Source organism: Verruconatronum alginivorum (assembly GCF_056590205.1).
The window spans coordinates 2,001,600-2,020,028 of the sequence record NZ_JBWPVQ010000001.1 but is presented as its reverse complement, the minus strand read 5'-3'; the positions used below and the strand labels follow the sequence as shown (position 1 = coordinate 2,020,028).

21 protein-coding genes are annotated in these 18,429 nt (G+C 60.3%); 11 read left to right on the top strand and 10 right to left on the bottom strand.

Annotation, left to right across the window (positions count from 1 at the left end):
* Nucleotides 1-94: 94 nt before the first annotated feature.
* A complete protein-coding gene (locus ACWUI2_RS07095; RefSeq protein ID WP_486985051.1) occupies nt 95-826 on the top strand; it encodes an NYN domain-containing protein in 732 nt (243 codons plus the stop codon).
* Nucleotides 827-987: 161 nt separating this feature from the next.
* Here the strand turns inward: ACWUI2_RS07095 and ACWUI2_RS07090 are convergent, their stop codons facing one another.
* Nucleotides 988-2,043 (bottom strand): type IV pilus twitching motility protein PilT, encoded by a 1,056-nt coding sequence (locus tag ACWUI2_RS07090; protein WP_486982158.1) that lies wholly within the window; start codon nt 2,041-2,043, stop codon nt 988-990.
* A gap of 12 nt (nt 2,044-2,055) precedes the next feature.
* The gene (locus ACWUI2_RS07085; protein ID WP_486982157.1) at nt 2,056-3,621 is read right to left on the bottom strand and encodes a type IV pilus twitching motility protein PilT; all 1,566 of its coding nucleotides are present in this window, start codon (nt 3,619-3,621) and stop codon (nt 2,056-2,058) included.
* 559 nt (nt 3,622-4,180) lie between these two features.
* On the opposite strand from ACWUI2_RS07085, the gene ACWUI2_RS07080 reads away from it, so the two are divergent.
* The 9 genes from ACWUI2_RS07080 (at nt 4,181) to ACWUI2_RS07040 (ending at nt 8,398) form a co-directional block, all read left to right on the top strand.
* On the top strand, nt 4,181-4,426 hold the full coding sequence (locus tag ACWUI2_RS07080) for a hypothetical protein (RefSeq protein ID WP_486982156.1): 246 nt from the start codon (nt 4,181-4,183) through the stop codon (nt 4,424-4,426).
* 108 nt (nt 4,427-4,534) lie between these two features.
* Nucleotides 4,535-5,065, top strand: a complete 531-nt coding sequence (locus ACWUI2_RS07075; RefSeq protein ID WP_486982155.1) for a helix-turn-helix domain-containing protein — start codon at nt 4,535-4,537, stop codon at nt 5,063-5,065.
* The gene (locus tag ACWUI2_RS07070) at nt 5,062-5,526 is read left to right on the top strand and encodes a hypothetical protein (protein WP_486982154.1); all 465 of its coding nucleotides are present in this window, start codon (nt 5,062-5,064) and stop codon (nt 5,524-5,526) included. The genes ACWUI2_RS07075 and ACWUI2_RS07070 overlap by 4 nt, the downstream gene beginning before the upstream one ends.
* Before the next feature lie 24 nt (nt 5,527-5,550).
* Nucleotides 5,551-6,291 (top strand): PQLLE family protein, encoded by a 741-nt coding sequence (locus ACWUI2_RS07065; protein WP_486982153.1) that lies wholly within the window; start codon nt 5,551-5,553, stop codon nt 6,289-6,291.
* A 195-nt stretch (nt 6,292-6,486) separates the two neighbouring features.
* Nucleotides 6,487-6,915, top strand: a complete 429-nt coding sequence (locus tag ACWUI2_RS07060; RefSeq protein ID WP_486982152.1) for a hypothetical protein — start codon at nt 6,487-6,489, stop codon at nt 6,913-6,915.
* 145 nt (nt 6,916-7,060) lie between these two features.
* On the top strand, nt 7,061-7,405 hold the full coding sequence (locus ACWUI2_RS07055; protein WP_486982151.1) for a hypothetical protein: 345 nt from the start codon (nt 7,061-7,063) through the stop codon (nt 7,403-7,405).
* 30 nt (nt 7,406-7,435) lie between these two features.
* Nucleotides 7,436-7,708: a hypothetical protein gene (locus tag ACWUI2_RS07050; protein WP_486982150.1), complete on the top strand. Its 273-nt coding sequence runs from the start codon at nt 7,436-7,438 to the stop codon at nt 7,706-7,708.
* A complete protein-coding gene (locus ACWUI2_RS07045; protein WP_486982149.1) occupies nt 7,698-8,144 on the top strand; it encodes a type II toxin-antitoxin system VapC family toxin in 447 nt (148 codons plus the stop codon). Before ACWUI2_RS07050 ends, ACWUI2_RS07045 begins: the two co-directional genes overlap by 11 nt.
* 104 nt (nt 8,145-8,248) lie before the next feature.
* Nucleotides 8,249-8,398 carry a hypothetical protein gene (locus tag ACWUI2_RS07040; RefSeq protein WP_486982148.1) on the top strand — a complete coding sequence of 50 codons (150 nt, stop codon included), beginning with the start codon at nt 8,249-8,251 and terminating at the stop codon, nt 8,396-8,398.
* Between the two features lie 240 nt (nt 8,399-8,638).
* On the opposite strand, the gene ACWUI2_RS07035 is transcribed toward ACWUI2_RS07040, so the two are convergent.
* On the bottom strand, nt 8,639-9,685 hold the full coding sequence (locus ACWUI2_RS07035; RefSeq protein ID WP_486982147.1) for a hypothetical protein: 1,047 nt from the start codon (nt 9,683-9,685) through the stop codon (nt 8,639-8,641).
* Between the two features lie 304 nt (nt 9,686-9,989).
* On the opposite strand from ACWUI2_RS07035, the gene ACWUI2_RS07030 reads away from it, so the two are divergent.
* Nucleotides 9,990-10,613, top strand: a complete 624-nt coding sequence (locus ACWUI2_RS07030; protein WP_486982146.1) for a hypothetical protein — start codon at nt 9,990-9,992, stop codon at nt 10,611-10,613.
* Nucleotides 10,614-10,694: 81 nt separating this feature from the next.
* On the opposite strand, the gene ACWUI2_RS07025 is transcribed toward ACWUI2_RS07030, so the two are convergent.
* The 7 genes from ACWUI2_RS07025 to lgt all read right to left on the bottom strand — a co-directional run bounded on the left by ACWUI2_RS07025 (nt 10,695) and on the right by lgt (nt 18,428).
* Nucleotides 10,695-13,529 carry a PAS domain S-box protein gene (locus tag ACWUI2_RS07025; RefSeq protein WP_486982145.1) on the bottom strand — a complete coding sequence of 945 codons (2,835 nt, stop codon included), beginning with the start codon at nt 13,527-13,529 and terminating at the stop codon, nt 10,695-10,697.
* Nucleotides 13,526-14,350, bottom strand: a complete 825-nt coding sequence (locus tag ACWUI2_RS07020) for a metallophosphoesterase family protein (RefSeq protein WP_486982144.1) — start codon at nt 14,348-14,350, stop codon at nt 13,526-13,528. The genes ACWUI2_RS07025 and ACWUI2_RS07020 overlap by 4 nt, the downstream gene beginning before the upstream one ends.
* 40 nt (nt 14,351-14,390) lie before the next feature.
* Nucleotides 14,391-15,353 carry a diacylglycerol/lipid kinase family protein gene (locus ACWUI2_RS07015; RefSeq protein ID WP_486982143.1) on the bottom strand — a complete coding sequence of 321 codons (963 nt, stop codon included), beginning with the start codon at nt 15,351-15,353 and terminating at the stop codon, nt 14,391-14,393.
* 18 nt (nt 15,354-15,371) lie between these two features.
* Nucleotides 15,372-15,908: a hypothetical protein gene (locus ACWUI2_RS07010; RefSeq protein ID WP_486982142.1), complete on the bottom strand. Its 537-nt coding sequence runs from the start codon at nt 15,906-15,908 to the stop codon at nt 15,372-15,374.
* 88 nt (nt 15,909-15,996) lie between these two features.
* Nucleotides 15,997-16,458, bottom strand: coding sequence for a DoxX family protein (locus ACWUI2_RS07005; protein WP_486982141.1), 462 nt, complete (start codon nt 16,456-16,458; stop codon nt 15,997-15,999).
* 67 nt (nt 16,459-16,525) lie between these two features.
* Complete coding sequence (locus tag ACWUI2_RS07000) at nt 16,526-16,885, bottom strand: DUF5362 domain-containing protein (protein ID WP_486982140.1); 360 nt, start codon at nt 16,883-16,885, stop codon at nt 16,526-16,528.
* Nucleotides 16,886-17,588: 703 nt separating this feature from the next.
* Nucleotides 17,589-18,428, bottom strand: coding sequence for a prolipoprotein diacylglyceryl transferase (gene lgt / locus ACWUI2_RS06995; RefSeq protein ID WP_486982139.1), 840 nt, complete (start codon nt 18,426-18,428; stop codon nt 17,589-17,591).
* Nucleotide 18,429: the final 1 nt, after the last annotated feature.

Sequence of the window (18,429 nt, the reverse complement as noted above, 5' to 3'; positions counted from 1 at the left end):
AGGATGTCCACCCCGGAATGATCTCCACCCGGAGTTTCGAATGGAAACGCGCGCCTTGACGGGCGGTTTCTCTCCCGGCATCATCGATTCCAACATGACACCGCCGGGTCCTTCCCACGAAAACATCGCTTTGCTGATCGACGCCGACAACGCGCCCGCCGCCAAGATCGATTTCATCATCGCCGAACTCGCCTCCTATGGGGTCGTCAACATCCGCCGGGCCTACGGCAATTGGAAAAAACAGGCCCTCTCCGGCTGGGAGAAAGTCCTCCACGACTACGCCATCCAACCGGTCCAGCACTTCGATTTAATCAAAGGAAAGAACGCCAGCGACATGGCCCTCCTGATCGACGCCATGGACCTCCTTTACACCAAAAGCGTCGGCACCTTCTGCCTGGTCTCCTCCGATTGCGACTTCACCCCGTTGATCCTCCGTCTCCGGGCCGACGGGAAACAAGTGATCGGATTCGGCGGCAAAAACGCCCCGCCACCGTTCGTCAACAGCTGCACCCGGTTCCTTTACCTGGAGGACGAAAAGAAATCCTCCGGCGCCACCACGGACAAACGCCCGACTTCGGCGCAACTCAAGCGCGACACGAAACTGATGAACGTCCTCCAAAGCGCGGTGGAAGCCGTCGAAGACGACGACGGCTGGGCCGAGCTCGGTCCGGTCGGCTCCCACATCGCCAACCAAGGCTCCTTTGACTCCCGCAACCACGGATTCCGCAAACTCAGCGACCTATTCTCCGCCATCGACTCCTTCGAAGTGAAGAAAGAAAAAGAAGACAACTCCACCACCATCCTCGTCCGCCGCAAATCCCGCTGAAAGTTACCTGCTCCCCAAAGTGGGTGAGGCATCCCGCCTCCGCACAGAGCAAACGCCTTCAAACTCCGCACTGAGGCGGGATGCCTCACCCACTATCCTCTTTCACCGTCCCCAGTCTCCCTTCCCCATTCGACACTCGGCATTCGCAATTCGCCTCTCTCCTACCGCTTCAACAATTGAGCGAAGGCTTCCTTGTCGGAGGCCTTCATGTAAGCCTCTTCCTCCGAAATCTCCCCGGCTTCAAGGCAGCGCTTGATCGAGCTGTCCATCAACCGCATCCCCTGGGCGGTGCCGCTTTCGATGATTCCCCGAATCGCGCTGATCCGACCGGTCCGGATGGTGTTCGGCAACGCTTCGTGTTTGAGCAAAATCTCATGCACCGCCACCCGGCCTTTCGGGATCCGCTTGCAAAGAAGCTGCGACACCACACACGCGAGGCTGTTGGCCAACATCACCCGGATCTGCGCCTGCTCCTCCGCCGGAAACGCGTCGATGATCCGGTCGACCGTCTTTGGCGCGTTGTTGGTATGCAGCGTCCCGAAAACCAACATCCCCATCGAGGCACAATTCAACGCGAGTTTGATCGTCTCCAACTCCCGCATCTCCCCGACCAGCACGATATCCGGATCGGCCCGCATCGCCCCGCGCAGGGCGTTGGCGAACGAATGAGTGTGCGACCCGACTTCCCGGTGCACGATCACGCTCCGCTTCTGCGGATGCACGAACTCCACCGGGTCCTCGATCGTGATGATGTGCTTCTGGTAGTTCTCGTTGATGAAATCGATCATCGCCGCCAAGGTGGTCGACTTGCCACTCCCGGTCGGACCGGTGACCAATACCAAGCCTTCGTTGTAAGCGCAGACCTCCCGCAGCACCTCCGGAAGTTTCAACTTCTCGAACGAAAGGATCTCCGCCGGGATCTGACGGAACACCGCCGCCTGCCCCCAATGGTTGTAGAGGTAACTCCCGCGGAAACGGGCCAGGCCGGGAATTTCGTAGGCGAAGTCGAGGTCCTGGGCCTTCAGATAGTGGTTCCACCGGTCCTCCTCGCAAATTTCGCGCAGGAGTCCCTCCATCGCTTCGGGGGTGATCACCGGCTCGTCCAACGGCGTGATCGTCCCGGAAGCCCGGATCTTGGGCGGCGCCCCGACACTGAGATGCAAATCGGAGCCGTCCGACTCCAGCATGGAACGCAATAAATGATCGATTCGAGCCATCGGTATTAAGCTTTAACGTGAAAACCCAAACAATCCGCGCCGCTTCGGCGCCTGCGGAGCCGAACCGCCTTCACCCGCGGCCGGAGCGGACGCCATCGCCGGAGCCAGAGCCGGAATCGCCGAAGTCGCGACACCGCCGGACCGAACGCCCCCTTGACTTCCGCCGTTTCCGTTCGGATGGACCAGACCGCCGGCGGGCCGCCGGATCTGACGCCGCACCACTTCATTCCGGATGTTGGCCAGGGCGACATCATCAGCGAGGCGCCCTTCCCGCCAGAGCTCCAACACCGAATGGTCCATCGCCACCATCCCTTCCGAACGCCCCGTCTCCATGACGTTGCCAAGTCCTTGGGTTTTCCCTTCCCGGATCAGGGAGGAGACGGCGGTGTTCCGCACCAGGATTTCGCTCGCCAACACCACCCCGCCGCCCTTCGCCGGGAGCAGCCGCTGACAAATGATCCCGCGCAAACTCTCCGCCACCATCGCCCGGATCTGCGATTGCTGGGCCGGCGGAAAAACGTCGAGTAACCGGTTCAACGTCGTCGCGGCGTCACTGGTGTGCATGGTTCCGATGACCAGGTGGCCGGTCTCCGAAGCACTGATCGCCATCTCGACCGTTTCCAAGTCCCGCATTTCGCCAATGACGATGATGTCCGGATCCTGGCGCAACGCTCCTTTCAGCGCGCTGTGAAAAGTCCGGGTATGCTCGGTCACCCCGCGCTGGGTGACGATACAACGCTCCGGCCGATGCACGAACTCGATCGGTTCCTCGACCGCAATCAAGTGATCGTCGCGGGTCCGGTTGAGCTGTTGCACCAAAGCGGCCAAAGTGGTGGTCTTGCCGGAGCCGACCGGTCCCGCCACCATGATCAACCCATTGTGATACGAGAGCAGGCGGTCGATTGTCTTCGCGTTGCGAAACCCGAGCTCCTCCAACGAACGCACCTTCGGCGAAACCGTCCGGTAAGTCCCGGCGCAACCTTCCTTGTGGATCATCAAATTCGCCCGAAACCGTTCGCCGCTCGGAAAGGGCAACGCGAAATCAAAATCCTGCCGCTCCTGGAAAGCCGCCCATTGCGCCTCTGAAAGGAGAGCCCGGTTCAATCCCGCCGAGACCTCGGCGCTCAGCGGTTCTTCGGCGAGATATTGATTCTCCCGGTCCCGCCGCACGAACGGGCGGGCTCCGGCGCTGAGATGCAAATCACTTGCCCCGCTCTCCATCGCGAATTTCAACAAACCCGTCATCGCCCGCCGAAAAACTTCCGGTCCGGCCCCCGCAAGCCCAGCGAAATCGGGAATCTCACCATCGCCCCCCCCCCCGACCGAAGCGGCGGGAACGGACACCGGCGCCGGTTTCGGCGGAGCCGCAGTTGCGGCAGTTGCGGCTGCGGCGGGCTTGCCGCCATTCGGACTCCAGGAAGGCTCCTCTCCCGCCTCCGTTTTCTCCCGGGCCTCCGCCACCAACGCCGCCAAATCGGGTTTGGTCAAAAGCCCCATTTCGATCATCATCTCGCCATACGCCCCGACATCCGGCTCCGACGAAGTCTGCAAAAGCCGCAACGTGGCCGGATGCAGCAAATTCCTCTCCAAGCATAAGCTGACAAACCACCGACAGGTAACATCCATCCGCCGCACCATGAAAACGAGCCCCACTCTCCACAAGAAAAAATTCGTAAAACAAGGTATCAACCCTACCCCCACCCACCCCCGACACCCCGGTCGCGTCAGTTATTTCCCCGGAGCCGCCGGACATCCCGTTTTCTAAAATCCACCGCCTCAAGACCTCTCGTTCACGATCTACGCCTACAAGGAACTCAAGGCGGAACTCGACGAGATCGGGCAGCTCCGCTTCCTCTTCGGCGAGCCACGTTTCATTACTGCCCTCGATCCAGCCAGGACCGACAAAAAAGCTTTCCGCCTGACCGATGACGGCCTGACCGTGGTCAACAAGCTCCAGCAAAAGCGGGTCGCCCGCGAGTGCGCGGAATGGATACGCGAGAAGGAAAACAGGCAGGTTGCCCGTGTCTCGCTGACCAAGGTGAAAGGCCGGGGATCGAGAAAAAACAAAACCCGCTTGATCGGGGTATCAATTGATACCATTATGGTTAAGTGAAGTGCTTAAAAACAAACCCTACGAATGGCGTTAGCACCGATTCCAGAATCCTGGCGACACGACGTCTGCGCCATCCTGACAACCGGAGACACCCGTCTTATCCGCTCGACCGAGGATTTTGCCAAGCGCTTTCAAGCTGATTTTCTCGAAGCATGGCCTTACGAACTCTACGATGCATTGCGCCTTCATCTCGCTCAGGCCGGTCTGGTGGGCTGCGGGATCGAGATGGAACGTCCGGCGGGTGAGACGTGGGAATTTTTCTACGTTTAAAGGCAGAAAAACCTATGGAAAGATTTTGCTTCGGACCGACCGAAAGTTTGTCGTCCTCTTCTCCGCCCATCTCCCCCTGAAAGAGAAACTTTCCTGCGAAAGCTAAATATGAAGGAAACACGAATTGAAGAACGCCCGTTCGAGGTCGCCATCCCGGCGGCCAACGGGGAAGGAATCGCGGAAACTGTCCGGATCTCCGTTCCGATGGAATGGGACGAAGACTTGGAGGAATGGCTCCTGACACCGGAGGCACAGGAGGCGATCGACAATACGCGCGCCCGCTACATGGGGCTTCTGCTCCCCCACGAGATGAAGGAGCTTCGGGAGCGCCTCGGGTTGCCCCAGGCCGAGATTGGCCGACTGCTCCAGATTGGCGCTAAGACCTGGACCCGGTGGGAGACTGGCAAACAGCGCCCGAGCCGCAGCCAGAACCTCCTGTTGCGGGCTCTCTACGATGGCGAGGTCACCGTTGACTATTTGCGCTCCGCCGGACGACAAACAATGGATTGTCGCAAAGTAATCGCTGTCGATTTCGGTAAGCGGTCTTCGAGAAAGCCGATCTCGATGGATCACCTTTTCGCCTGTGACCTTCGGCGCGAGGAGAGCGAAGATGAAGCCGAGAACCGCCTCTTGTCATGAAGCCCGCGCCGATCAATCTCCTGCACTATTTCGCGACAGATTTGGCCGTTAAAGCCAACCTGTCGTTTGACGTGGAAAAGGAGGTCGAAGCAAGGATTGAGGAGTTCTCTGTTGAACCCCAAATCAAGCGGTCAGAAAATGGTGACCATCCGGTCTGGCAAATCGACCTCAGCATCAAGCAGCAGGCCGGCCCCGGGCGAAACTTTCCTTATGAGTTTCGCATCCATCTGGTGGGGCTTATTGAATACAAAGGCAAGGAGGTTTCGCCGGAAGACGAGGAAAGAACGGTTCGCGTGCACGGAGCCTCTATCCTTTACGGCATCGCCCGCGAAATCATCCGCGCCAACACCGCCCGCGGCCCTTGGGACGGAATCATGCTCCCCACAATTTCCTTCTTTGAAAAAAAGCCGCAGAAGCAGACGTCGAATCAGGACGCCAAGTCCAGGAACAGCGACGCTTGAGTCAACAGGCAGCCCAGTCGGAACGTGGAAGCGGCTGCCAGCCGCTTTTTTCAGTTCGCGGCTGCATGGGCAGCCAAGGCGATCGACAATACCCTCCAGGTTCCCGCCATTCTGGCGGCTGTCAGCCCGTTTGGATACGGCGCGGAACACCTGGCCGCCGCCAAGGCGCTCCATGAGTCGGCGGTAGCCGCCGTCCATGCGCGCACTGTCGCCGACGGAGCCCAGAAACTGGCCAAGGCCCACTTGGCCAACGCCCAAAAGGAGGCGTTCAAAGCCTACCAGGGGCTTTCCGAAGTCGCCAAGGCGATCTACCGGAAAACACCGGCCCGGCTCGCGACGATCGGACTGAACCGCCCGATGCCCCGGCAAATTTCCCCGTTCCTGGTGGAGGCGTTCAAACTGTTCGACAACGCTCCGTTGAAAGCGGAACTGGCCGACTTCGGGTATTTGGAGGAGCGCCTCACCGCCGAACGGGCCAAAATCGTCACCTTCGAACAGGCCTACCATGAATTCGAACGGGCCCGGGGGGCGGCGAAGGATGCCACCCAACACCAGAAAGCCGCCCTCGCCGCCATGACCGATTGGACCGCCCAATATCTCCGGATCGCCCGGGTCGCCTTGCGCGACCGGCCCCAGCTGCTCGAAAAACTCGGCGTCCTGGTCCGCAGCGGCAAAACCACCGCCCAACGCCAGGGCCCGAAAAAAGCCGCCGCCACCCGGGCCGCCAACCGGACCACCCCCGAACCCGAAGCGGAACTGGTGTAAACCAAAACGCGAGAAGGCAGCGGGAAACATCCCGCTGCCTTCCCCCCAAAACTTCCCCGTCCCTCCACGCTGGAAGCGTGAGCTACTCTTTCATCCGCGCCTATCCGCGCCTATCTGCGGTTCAATTCTTCGCCGCACTTCCCCGCCCTCACCCTTTGGAGTCGACGACGAAGTTCCCGGTGGTAGAAATGCGTAATGAAACCCGTTCACACTCTAATCATCGGGGCTCTCATCGGATTCTCCCTCGGCTGGCTGCTTCATAGCGTTGCGAGCGAAGATACGTTTGAGGAAGCCCTTCGGAAACAAACAGGAATGGGTTCCCGCGAAGCGACCGCCCTGTTTGTGGCCAACATGCAGAGGGAGAACACCCTGTTAGCCACCGTATCCCTGGCCTGCCTGCACCACATCCGGGAGGGCAGAATCGATCATGCCAACTCTATCCTGGCATCGCAGGTGGCACCCTACATCGCCCGCCTCCAAGCCTCGGACGGTCCCAGAACAGACCACGACGAGAAGTTGCTGCAGAATGCCAAGAAAGAAATGGAGCTCAATCCCGTCCTAATGGACGCGGTCCTCGACCGGACCCGGGACAAAGCCCCCGGAAGCACCGAGCCTTCCCCCTGACATTCCCTCCCCCTTAAATCGCGATCCGTCACACGCGAGCAAGAATTCACCTCGCGAATAGGCTCTCGACACGGTTGGTTTCCGGCATCGTAGTAGCCCGCGTGGGCCGCTGGACTTTCCACCGTTTTACTCACTCTACAACCCGTTGACCACCGCCGCCATCAGTTCCGCCCTCAAAGACAACCACCCCCGCGGGAAAGTAGCCGACTTCCTGCGCCCCAGGATCTGCTCCGGCTGCGACCTCTCGATCGTTTCCGCTTATTTCACGATCTACGCCTACAAGGAACTCAAGGCGGAACTCGACGAGATCGGGCAGCTCCGCTTCCTCTTCGGCGCGCCACGTTTCATTAATGCCCTCGATCCAGCCAGGACCGACAAAAAACCTTTCCGCCTGACCGATGACGGCCAACAAGCTCCAGCAAAAACCGGTCTGCCCGGGCAATGGTCCACGAAGCCCCTGCCTCCGCACGCAGACGGAAAGACGGATTGACGGAAATCCGTATTGATGAAAGATTGCCTCATGAAGACCACGATCGAAATTCCCGAGCCCCTTTACCGGAAGGCGAAGATCCGGGCCGTCGAACAGAAGAAATCCCTGAAGGACATCGTCATTCATGCCCTGCAGCGAGAGCTCGAACCATCCAGCGCGGGCGGGGCCGAGCCGAAATCCTTCGGCGAGCGGCGCAAGCTGCTGCCCTCATTCCGGAAAGCCGCGAAGGCCGGGGCGTTTCGCCCGCCGCCGGGCGCGCGCGACATCACCGCCCTGATCTCCGAGGATCGCGATGCCCGCTGACCGGCCATTCTTCGACACCAGCTACCTGGTGCGCCTGTACCTGGAGGACAAAGGATTCGAGGCGGTGCGCGAGCGGGCCGGGGCCGCCTCGGTCCTTGTCTCCGCCTGGCATGCCCAAGCCGAAGTCGCGGCCGCGCTCCACCGGGCCTTCCGGGAGAAGCGATTCAAACGGTCGGAATTTCATGCCGCGATGGAGCAGTTTATCAGCGACAGAGAACAAGGCCTTTTCGAATGGCTCCCTCTGGCCGAACCCATCCAGCGCCGTCTGGAAAGCGTCTTTCACCAGGCTCCCGCGACAGCCTTCCTCCGGGGTGCCGACGCCCTCCACCTCGCATGCGCCTCGGAATACGGCCACACCGAAGTTTTTTCGAACGACCGCCATTTCCTCGCCGCCGCGCCGTTGTTTGGCCTCAAACCAGTCAATCTAATTGCATGACCTCCGTCTATCGCGAAAATCCAGGGGCGAGCTGCTGCCAGCCGCCCCTGCCACGGCCACCTTTATGAATTTCCCTAAGAGCTTGATGGTCCTTTCTTAGCCTCATGCCGACCGTCACCGACCTCCGCCACCAAACCCGTTCCGCGCTCGCGACTTTCTCAAACCAGTCGCTCCGCGACGCAGCCACCAGCTTTTTCAACCTCCAGCTTCATAAAGAATACGCCCGCTGGAAAAAAGGCGGGGCACGGCTGTGAACCGTGCCCTAATGCAGCGGCAAAACCGCCGCCCAACGCCAGGGCCCGAAAAAAGCCGCCGCCAACCGGGCAGCCCCCGAACCTGAAGCGGAAATGGTGTAAACCAAAACGCGAAAAGGCAGCGGGAAACATCCCGCTGCCTTCCCCCCAAACTTCCCCGTCCCTTCACGCTGGAAGCGTGAGCTACTCTTTCATCTGCGCCTATCCGCGCCCATCTGCGGTTTAATTCTTTCCCCGGAATCAACCGCCGTAGCTCTTACGGGTCATTGAGGTTTGCAGGTCCTGGTTGAGCGGACGGGCGGGTTTGATGCCGAGCTGTTGCAGGACGCCGTGGTAGGCCTTCACCGCTTCGGCGGGGTTGACCTCGCCGTCGACGATCCGCTTCAGGAATTCGATGAAGGCGAGCGGGTGCTCCGACAGGTTGATTTTCCGTCCGAACAACGCCACCCGCGCCCCGTATTTCTGGGCGTCGGCAATCAGCTGGAAGGCGTCCATTGTGGTCCCGGCGCTGCCGCCGAGAATACCGACCACCAGGTGCGGATCGTAGGAAACAAGCTCCTCCAGCGGCCCCGGGCCGTTGTAGGGAATTTTCAAAAACACCGGGCGTCCGGCTTGGGTGACCCCGGCGAGACAGCGGACGATATGGTCGTTGAGAAACGCGCCGACCTTCTTGTCCGGGATGCCCGGATCGACGTTGGGATTGAAAACCTCCAGGAAGTAACGGAAACGCTTTTTCTCCGCCTCGATCCGGAAGGCGTGGAACGCTTCGAGCGCCCGGTAATCCCAATCGATGTCGTTGGTAAACGTGATCGAATAAAGCCCGAGGTCGGCGCCCGTGAACGGCTTGCTATGATCCTCCTCCAAGACCCCGTATTTGATGTGGTCGAGCGTCGCGGTGCGGAAAGCCCGGGAAGGAAACTTGGTCGGGTAACGCCCGCCGCGGACCGCCCAGACGTCGGTGGTGTCGTTGGCGCGCGCCGCCGGGGTGATTTTCGACCCGGCAAACAATTGCTCGCGGATCGCCAGCTGCTCGACGTTCGAGGCCGACATCAACACGATGTCGACCAAACCTTGCCGGATCACCTCGCGGATCTGCTGGCGATAATCTTCCAGCGTTTTCCAACAGCCTTCCGACTCGTTGAACCCATGTTGGCAGGCTCCGCGATGGGGCCCGGGGGCGGCGACTCCGAACGCCATGTCGGCATCTTTCGCGTCGGCGATGATAAATGCCTTCGAGCCGCTCGGATCGGCATGAATGTCGGCCAGTTTTTGATCGAGACTTTTCATAACGGTTCAGGAAAAAAACACAGCCGTGTCCGGAAACACGGCCACGGAAAGAGTTGGCAAATTCCAGGAATTTGGCCAGAGAAATCTTAAAACCTCCTGGCCCTGATGAAACTTCACTGCTCATGCGGGTTGCAGGGGCAAACCGGGGGGTGTCTCCCAGCTGGCCTTTTTCTGAACCGGCGTCGACGGCAGACGGCAGGATGCCATCCCTCCCAATGGCGTAAAATCGCCCGGTTTTTCGCTACTGCGGAAGCCAGCGCCAAATGGAGAGGCGAAAACCCGCGTTCCGGATTAGATTTCCTCTATGAAACTCCATCGATGGTGGCAGCAGGAAGTTGCCGTTTTTTGGCTGATGGCGGCCGCCGGAGTCGGCTTCTGCGACCCGGACGAACTCTCCGAAACGGAAGTCCGTTCGAATCTCTTCCCGAACCGGGTCAGCGTTTTCGCCTATGTCGGGCAATACACCGACACGGCCTTCCTGAACGTCGCCCGCTTCGACACCGACTTGCGTTCATCCTGGGTCGGGGTCGTCGGCGTCACCCGGGAATTGCGAATGTTGACGCCCTCGATCCGGATGGACGGCGAAGCACAGTTCGGCCAACATTGGGGGCAACAAAGCCATCAGGAAATCAACGCCCTCCTGACCACCCGCTGGCTTCGGTTCCCCTGGAACGAATTCCTCCCGACTTCGATCGGATTCGGATTCGGATTCTCTTATGCTTTCGAACGTCCGCCGCTCGAATTCAGGGAGGGACGGCCGCCGGACCGTTTCCTCGTCTATCTGCTAATCGATTTGGAGGTCACGCATCCGCGCCACCCCGATTGGAGTTTGTTCGGCCGAATCCATCATCGCTCGGATGGCTATGGGACGATCGGCGACGCCCGGGCTACCAATTTTATCGGTTTGGGGCTGCGGCGACGGTTCTGAAACCTGGCTGTCGAGGCGGAGCCGCCTTAAAGCGCTCCGCGCAAAGACCGGCTCACTCTCCGACCCGCATCCCGGAGAATTTCAATCGCCACCCGCCAAGTCGACAATCGTTTGGATCAGGCGGCAGGAATCGCCTCCTTTGGAAAGAAAAGCGGAGGCACCCGCATTCCGCATCGCAGCGGCGGTCGTTTCGTCGTCCTGGACCGACAATCCGATGATCCGGATCATCGGCCAACGGCGGTGGATCTCCCGGGTCGCTTCAATGCCGTTCATCCGGGGCATGTTGACGTCGATCAACATCGCATCGGGCCGGAAACGCTCCGCCGCTTCAATCGCTCCCAATCCGTCCGCCGCTTCTCCCACCACCGCCAACCGGTCGTCCTCGGAAACCAATGTCGCCAACCCCTGTCGGACCATCGCATGGTCGTCCACCACCAGAATCCGGATACGTCCGGCCCCGTCCGCCGTCTGCGCCGGCGACGCCAGCGACTCCTCTTCATGGCTCTCGCCGTCGGCCAATCCCCCTTCCTGACCCGCCACAACACCCAACGGAATGCGCAGCTCAATCCGCGTGCCATCGCCCGGCGAAGAGACCACGCTGAACTGCCCCCCCAATGCCACCAGTCGCTCCCGGATGCTGAACAGACCAAACCCACCCTCGGTCCGGTTGGAAACCGTCTGCGCGGGATCGAATCCTTTCCCCCGATCCTCGACCAACACATGAAGCCACCCTCCCTCCTCGCGAAGTCGGACCGCGGCCCGCTTGGCCTGAGAGTGTTTGGCGGCGTTAAATAGAAGCTCCCGGACCGCCTCGAACAGAATGGCGTTGATGTCGTCGCTCGCCTTCACCACCAGATCGGTCGTTTCGATGTTCACGGAAATGCCATGACGCTTCTCCATTTCCTGAGCCACTCCGACCAGGGCGTCGACCAATCCTCCCTCATACAATGCGGGAGGCCGCAACTGGTGGGTCAAGGTCCGCGCCGCCGTGGTCGCTTCGGCGATCCACCGTGCGGCCTGCTCCACCGCCTGCCGCTCGAACGGGTTCTGCATGCGCCGGGTCGTCTTGTTCAAATGCATGGTCGCCGCCACCAGCAATTGCTGCAAATCGTCGTGCAGCAAGGCCGCGAGCCGCTTTCGTTCCCGTTGTTCAGCGGTGGCGAGAGCGACCGCCATCCGGCGCAGGCGAGTGGCCAGGTCTTCCAACTCGACCGTCCGATCCGCCACCCGCTGCTCCAACGACCGACTCAGTTCCCGCAAATTGTTTTCACTCTCCCGCAAAGCGGATTCGGCGGTCTTACGAGCGGTGACGTCGTAGATGACAGACGCCGCATATAAGATCTCCCCGTCGGCCCCTCGAATTGTCCGGGAATTGACATGCACCCAAATGATCCTCCCATCCTTGCGAACGTAGCGTTTTTCCACGTCGTAAATAAAATCGGGATCCGACACCATTTTTTGAATACGAACGGCGTCGGCCGCCCGCTCCTCGGGATGATCAAGATCGAACGGGGTCATGGTGACCAATTCCTTGCGGGAAAAACCGGTGATCTCGCAAAACCGGTCATTGACCCGCATGAACCTCTTGTCCGGAGCGACCTGGGCCGCCCCGACCCCGGACCCTTCGAAAAAGGCCCGCGCCTGGCGCTCACTCTCCCTCAACTCCTCCTCTACCCGAGCCCGCTCCAACCGCAGCCAAACCCGGGCCGACAATTCCCGCGCCAGATCGACTTCACTCGGATGCCATTCCCGGGGATGGTCGCAATAGACCCCCAACATGAATTTCCATCGGCCATCGCTGACGTGCGGAGCTTGAATCTGAGCGAACACCCGGAATTGCCGATACGCTTCGCTGAGCGCCGCCGTCCGCGGATCGGTCGCCACGTCGGAAACGGCGATCGTCTTACCGGCACGAAGATCCCGGAGAAACTCCTCGCTCATGAAGTCGGGCAAATAATGAACGCCGGAAAGCGAAGGGATTCCTTCCACCCGCCGTTCATGGAAGACGGTTCCGTAATTCCCGGTTTCGTCGATTTCCCCGAAAGCGGCGCTGGTGGAGTCGAGATGCTGGCATAATTTCTCCCCGACCATCGCCATGATTTCGTCGTATCCGGAAACCCGCGCGAAAATCTCTCCGATCTCCGCAAAGAACACCGCGTTTTTCTCCCGGATCTTCCGTTCGGTGATATCGTCGAACAGGAGCGCCACCTGCCGGTCCTCCACCGCACCGACGCGAAAGGCAAATACATTGAACCACCGGTTCAGCGCCGAAGCATGATTTTCGAATCGGATCGATTCCCCGGTCAGAGCGACCTTGCCGTAGATTTGGAACCAACTTTCGTCGAGGTTGGGGACCACTTCCCGCACCCGCTTCCCGACGACTTGGCCCAGCCCGGTCTGTTGCTCGAAACTCGAGTTTGTCTCCAACCAGCGGTAATCGATCGGCCGGTCGGCTGGATCGAAGATCAGTTGGATCACGCAAAACCCTTCGTCGATCGACTGCAAAAGTCCCCGGTAGCGCTCCTCCGAAACCGCGGTGAGAGCTTCCGGCGCCGGCGGATCCAACCGCCCGGTGACGACGCCGACAAAACCGGCGCATTTCCCGTCCGAATCCAACCGCGGCGCCACCGAATGACGAACGCGAAAGAACCCACCATCCGCCTTCCGCATCCGGCATTCGAATACAAATGGATCGCATGGTTGCCCCGTCGGGTGAAGAATCCCCGAGAACAATCCCCGATCCTCCTCATGCACGGAGTCCAGCCATTTCCCGCCCAAAGCCTCAGCCAAATCCTGTCCGGTGAATTCGGTCCAGCGACGGTTCACAAATTGGCACGCCCCGTCCGCTCCCGTCACCCACAGCAAAGCGGGCATTTCATTCAAGACTCCGGAGACTTCCGCCGGTTGAACGTTCATGCGGCCTCCTCCTCTTGAGGCTGCCATCCGCTCGTCCCGCGGCGATAACGGATCCGGGACCGATCACGGAATCCGCCCTCCATCCATACCCGCACCCGGACGATCATTTGGTCCCTGTCCACCGTGATGTGGTTGTAGGCATTGGGCTCGTTGCGGACCCGGTGAGAGATCGCCGTCCCGGCCTGCGCCACTACAATCGATCGGCGGGTTCCCGGATGCACGGTGCGCACATCCCCGGTGTATCCATGATGCAAATGGCCCGCCAGCAACAGATCCACTTCCCCTTGCTCCAGGACCTCCAGAGCACGGGCAGCCCGGCCGACCAGCGCCACGGAGCCCTCACTCACCCCCGGCGGCGGAATGAACGGGTGATGGGTGATCACGATTTTGAATACATGTCGGGGAACATCGGCGAGAAACTCGCGCAATCGGTCGATCTGCCCCAGGGAGATCCGACCGTTCTTCCAGGTCAACGACCGGGCCGTGTTCAAGCCCGCCACCGCGATTTCCCGGTCGACGTAGCGGGGAAACAAATCGGCGGCGATGTGCTCCCGATAACGGTGGAGCGGCCGGACGAATCGCCGGAAGACATCGTAAAGCGGAATGTCGTGGTTTCCGGGAACGCAGATTTGGGGAAGAGGCAAACGTTCCATGTAAGCGGCGGCCCGCCGGAATTGCCTCCGCCGAGCCCGCTGGGTGAAATCGCCGGAGTTGATGACCAGGTCCGGCGCAATTCCCCGAAGCTCGCTCACCAGCGCCTCGGCTACGACCGGATCCTCCCGCCCGAAATGGATATCCGAAATATGAGCGATGGTTTTCACCCGACCTTTCTTTTGTTGCCGACCGTCATCGCACTCGATATTAACCCTCCACGCCCCTGCCAACAAGAACCTTCAACGCCAACGGCCGACTTCTAAAACGGAGGGGAGCCTCGAACCGGCGGAGTTCGCCATCGACCGCAACCCACAACTGTTCCTGCCCGATCCCCACCATTAACTCCTCCATGGTTTCCGTATTCAGATGTTCGATGCGGTCCAAATGATTTCGCCAGGCCCGCCACGCGATTTTAATCAAGTCCCCAACTCCCCCCGCGGAGGCCGCGCAGACCCAGAGTTTTCCCTCGCTCAACGAGGGGCGCGTCGGATCAAGCCCGAGTTCGCCCGAATAAGCGTTGTTCCCGACGAAGAGAAACGGGGTCAGTCGCCAGAGAGTCATCCCTCGGACCACGATCTTCAACCGCAGCAGACGAAAGTGGACCAGCGTCCGGAAAACCGCGACCACCGACGCCAGGTTGCGAAGCAGGCGAGACCGGGCCCTACCCCGTTTCCGCTCCCGCACCATCCGGGCGTAGAGTCCGAGCGAGGCGTTGTTAATGAACAGACGACCGTTCACCTCCCCCAGGTCGACCCGCTCGACCACAGCCCGGGAGAGCCACTCCAACGCGGCCGGCAAATCCAGGGGCATTGCAAGATCCCGGGCGAAGTGGTTGCGGGTGCCGAGCGGCAAAACCCCGAGCACCAAGCCGCGACGGGAGACGATCTCCGCCGCCGTGCCGACCGTCCCATCTCCGCCGCCGACCACAACGCATCTAAAACCGGCGTCGGCGAACCGCTCGACCTCCCCAGCAACGTCTTTCCCGGAAACGAGTTTGACCGGTCCGTCGAATCCAGCCTGCTCCAACCGGGTCCGCCATCCGTTTTCCACCGAGGCTACATCTCCGGTCTCTCCACCGGGTCCGCTCTGGGCGTTGATGACAAACGCCGTCCCCCGGCCCGACGACGTTCCATCGTGGTATTCGGCCGGATTGGTTGCCTTAGCCGCCATTTCCAATCCCTCCCCGCGTCACAGCACCGTCCCGGCGTCGACCGCAACGTCCTGCGCCACGACGTAAAACAACCGCAGGATAAATCCGAGGATGACCAAGGTCGCGATCGCCATCAAAACCACGAAATCGGCCGCCGCTTCAGGGCGAAAAACCGCCGCCCAATGAATGAGAAATGCGGCGCTCGCGATCCCGACGTAAATCCGTCGATACAACACCGCATGCCCGGCAAGATCGGGACGGTCGCGCTCTTCGACGTATCTCACCACCGCCCCCAAAAGAAACCAGACGACGACAATCGTCAGGATCAGTCCGAACAAAAACAATCCCGGCGCCGCCGCCGCGGGAATCACCCACGTCACCGCTGCGAAGAGGCCGGCGAACACGGCCAGATTCCGCACCAGCCCAAAGCGTTGGGCATACTGGCTCAACCCATGGCTACTGTAGGCGATCAATCCAAATCCGATAATATCCGGCAACAGGTCGAACCGGTTCACCCGAATCGAGACGAGGGCGAACACCAGACCCGCCATTAGAAGGAAAAAATCCCGCGCCATGCCACACCGTATCCCATCCTCGGGTCGGTTTCAAAGGCGGGGGACCAAAAACAGCCCGGGTTCCCGAGCGGTTATCCCTCCGTCAAACTCAGCCGCGGTGGGAGTCCGCTCGTTGTTTCAAGACCATCAAACGATCGACCGAAGCCCCGCCCCCGCCCGAAATCAACAGGGTCACCGATACCGCCAACAACACCAGCGGAAACTCCATCCCATTGTCGCTGGCGAAGAAAGCGTGCGGATGCACCAGCATAATCGCCACCGCCATCGTGATCCCGGTCAAGAGGGCGCCGAGCCGGGTGAGGAATCCAACCGCCAACATCAGGCCCCCGAAGAATTCGGCGCCGCCCGCGCAGAGCGCCCAGAACATTCCCGGGCTGAGGTTGAGATGCTCTTGGAAGAAGCCCGCGGTCCCACTCAATCCATGCCCGCCGAACCATCCGAACAACTTTTGCGCGCCGTGCGCCGCCAGCGTCAGACCGGCCACCAAACGGATCGGGAGATAAGCGAGGGCATTGCCCGTGGAGAGGAGTCGATTGAATATTTGTTTCATGAAGGAACGAGAGAACGAAGGTTACGGTTTGAGAGATGGAGAGAAAAAACGAATGAGGGGATGCTGCTTACATTCCTTCCATGTTGAAACCGGCGAACCCGGCCAGTCCCCCCATGAACATCCCGAAGACGGCGAACGCCAAACTGAGCAACGCCAGCACACCGGCGATGGTGAAATAGGTCCGAAGCTTGCCGAGCGAAGTGATCAAACTCTCCTCGTCGGAAGTGTTGTAGGCCCGCTCCACGGCCGAGGCCGACTGAAAGAGAAGCACGCCGATCCAGATCGGCAGCCAGGCGATCAGCAGACCGATAATGGAGAGAGCGGTGATGACGCCCCAGATTATACTCAGGACGCCGAGAAATTTCATCCATCCTTTGGCGGCGTAAAGGGGGGCGGCGATTGCTTGTGTGTTGTTTATTGGTTCCATAAATCAAAGTTGGTTTGAGGTTGACCAACCGTATCTTCAAATGTGTCGAATCGCCAGCTAAAATTCGTCCCCCTTTCGCAGGCGAGCTTCGCACTGTCAGACATTCATGCGAGCATGCGGACGACCTCCGGCCGTCGAATGGCTGCCGGGCGTGCGACTGTCGCCGACCATTCCGAAAGCGGTGCGAGGACGCCAGCACTCCAAAGCGCTTCGCGCGAAAACCGGATCGCCACCCAACCCGCTTGAACAGAAAGCTCAGAAAAGCGAAACTTGGTTTCCGAGGCGAAGCCTCTTTGGAGTGCTCCGCGTCCCCGCGGAGCTTTCGAGCGTACGGAAGAGCTCCGGCCCCTCGTAAGGCTGTCGAGCGCGCGGCCATCGTGGGCCGTTCGAAAGCGGTGCGAGGACGCACCAGCACTCCAAAGCGCTTCGCGCGAAAACCGGATCGCCACCCAACCCGCTTGAACAGGAAGCTTCAGAAATGCGAAACTTGGTTCCGAGGCGGAGCCTCTTTGGAGTGCTCCGCGTCCCCGCGGAGCTTTCGAGCGTAAGGAAGAGCTCCGGCCCCTCGTAAGGCTGTCGAGCGCGCGGCCATCGTTGGCCGTTCGAAAGCGGTGCGAGGACGCACCAGCACTCCAAAGCGCTTCGCGCGAAAATCGGATCGCCACCCAACCCGCTTGAACAGGAAGCTTGAGAGAAGAGCGCGCTAACGGCGGGACTCCGCCGGAGGTTGCCTCCGGGCGTAAATCAAGAACCCGACTCCGGCCACCCCAAGAAAGATCGAAAAGAAAGTCCCCCGGCTCATGCCGAGGATCAGGGCGGCATCCGGTTGCCGATACATCTCGCATAGAATTCGGGCCACCGCATAACCCAACAAAAACTCCCCGGTCAACTGCCCCCGCCGCAACGGCGCCCGGCTTTTCCAAAAACGGAGCTGGAGATAAACGAACAACACCAAACCTTCGAGCGCCGCCTCATAAAGTTGCGAGGGATGTCTCGCCGGGATGTTCTCAACCGGGGTCCCCGGCGGGACGCTCTGCGGAAAACGGACCGCCCAAGGAACCGTCGCAATCCGCCCGTAAAGCTCACCGTTGATGAAATTCGCCACCCGCCCGAAAAATATGCCGGCAGGCGCCACCGTCACCAGAAGGTCCGAGAACCGGAAAACCGCGATCTGCTCCCTCCGCGCCACCCACAGGATCGCCAGGGCGACCCCGATAAAGGCCCCATGGCTCGCCATCCCCCCTTCCCAGACCCGCACCAGATTCAACGGATTCGCCCGCAACGCTCCGAAATCATAAAACAGAAAATACCCGATCCGCCCGCCGGCCATCACCCCGATAATGACCGCGAAAAAGGCGTTGCCAAGCTGGTCAGGATTCAGCGGCGAACGGTCTTTCTTATGATACAACGAAAGCAGCAGGTAAGCGACCACGAATCCAAGCACGTAGGCCAATCCGTAGTAACGGATTCCGAAGGTTTCGCCGAAACGAATCAGGAACGGGTCCAGATCATGGACCCAATGGGCTAGGACGGAGAAAGCCATC

Coding starts and splice junctions, on each gene's coding strand:
- ACWUI2_RS07095 (WP_486985051.1), top strand. CDS start 95: ATGACACCGCCGGGTCCTTCCCACGAAAACATCGCTTTGCTGATCGAC.
- ACWUI2_RS07090 (WP_486982158.1), bottom strand. CDS start 2,043: ATGGCTCGAATCGATCATTTATTGCGTTCCATGCTGGAGTCGGACGGC.
- ACWUI2_RS07080 (WP_486982156.1), top strand. CDS start 4,181: ATGGCGTTAGCACCGATTCCAGAATCCTGGCGACACGACGTCTGCGCC.
- ACWUI2_RS07075 (WP_486982155.1), top strand. CDS start 4,535: ATGAAGGAAACACGAATTGAAGAACGCCCGTTCGAGGTCGCCATCCCG.
- ACWUI2_RS07070 (WP_486982154.1), top strand. CDS start 5,062: ATGAAGCCCGCGCCGATCAATCTCCTGCACTATTTCGCGACAGATTTG.
- ACWUI2_RS07060 (WP_486982152.1), top strand. CDS start 6,487: ATGAAACCCGTTCACACTCTAATCATCGGGGCTCTCATCGGATTCTCC.
- ACWUI2_RS07050 (WP_486982150.1), top strand. CDS start 7,436: ATGAAGACCACGATCGAAATTCCCGAGCCCCTTTACCGGAAGGCGAAG.
- ACWUI2_RS07045 (WP_486982149.1), top strand. CDS start 7,698: ATGCCCGCTGACCGGCCATTCTTCGACACCAGCTACCTGGTGCGCCTG.
- ACWUI2_RS07040 (WP_486982148.1), top strand. CDS start 8,249: ATGCCGACCGTCACCGACCTCCGCCACCAAACCCGTTCCGCGCTCGCG.
- ACWUI2_RS07035 (WP_486982147.1), bottom strand. CDS start 9,685: ATGAAAAGTCTCGATCAAAAACTGGCCGACATTCATGCCGATCCGAGC.
- ACWUI2_RS07030 (WP_486982146.1), top strand. CDS start 9,990: ATGAAACTCCATCGATGGTGGCAGCAGGAAGTTGCCGTTTTTTGGCTG.
- ACWUI2_RS07025 (WP_486982145.1), bottom strand. CDS start 13,529: ATGAACGTTCAACCGGCGGAAGTCTCCGGAGTCTTGAATGAAATGCCC.
- ACWUI2_RS07015 (WP_486982143.1), bottom strand. CDS start 15,353: ATGGCGGCTAAGGCAACCAATCCGGCCGAATACCACGATGGAACGTCG.
- ACWUI2_RS07010 (WP_486982142.1), bottom strand. CDS start 15,908: ATGGCGCGGGATTTTTTCCTTCTAATGGCGGGTCTGGTGTTCGCCCTC.
- ACWUI2_RS07005 (WP_486982141.1), bottom strand. CDS start 16,458: ATGAAACAAATATTCAATCGACTCCTCTCCACGGGCAATGCCCTCGCT.
- ACWUI2_RS07000 (WP_486982140.1), bottom strand. CDS start 16,885: ATGGAACCAATAAACAACACACAAGCAATCGCCGCCCCCCTTTACGCC.
- lgt (WP_486982139.1), bottom strand. CDS start 18,428: ATGGCTTTCTCCGTCCTAGCCCATTGGGTCCATGATCTGGACCCGTTC.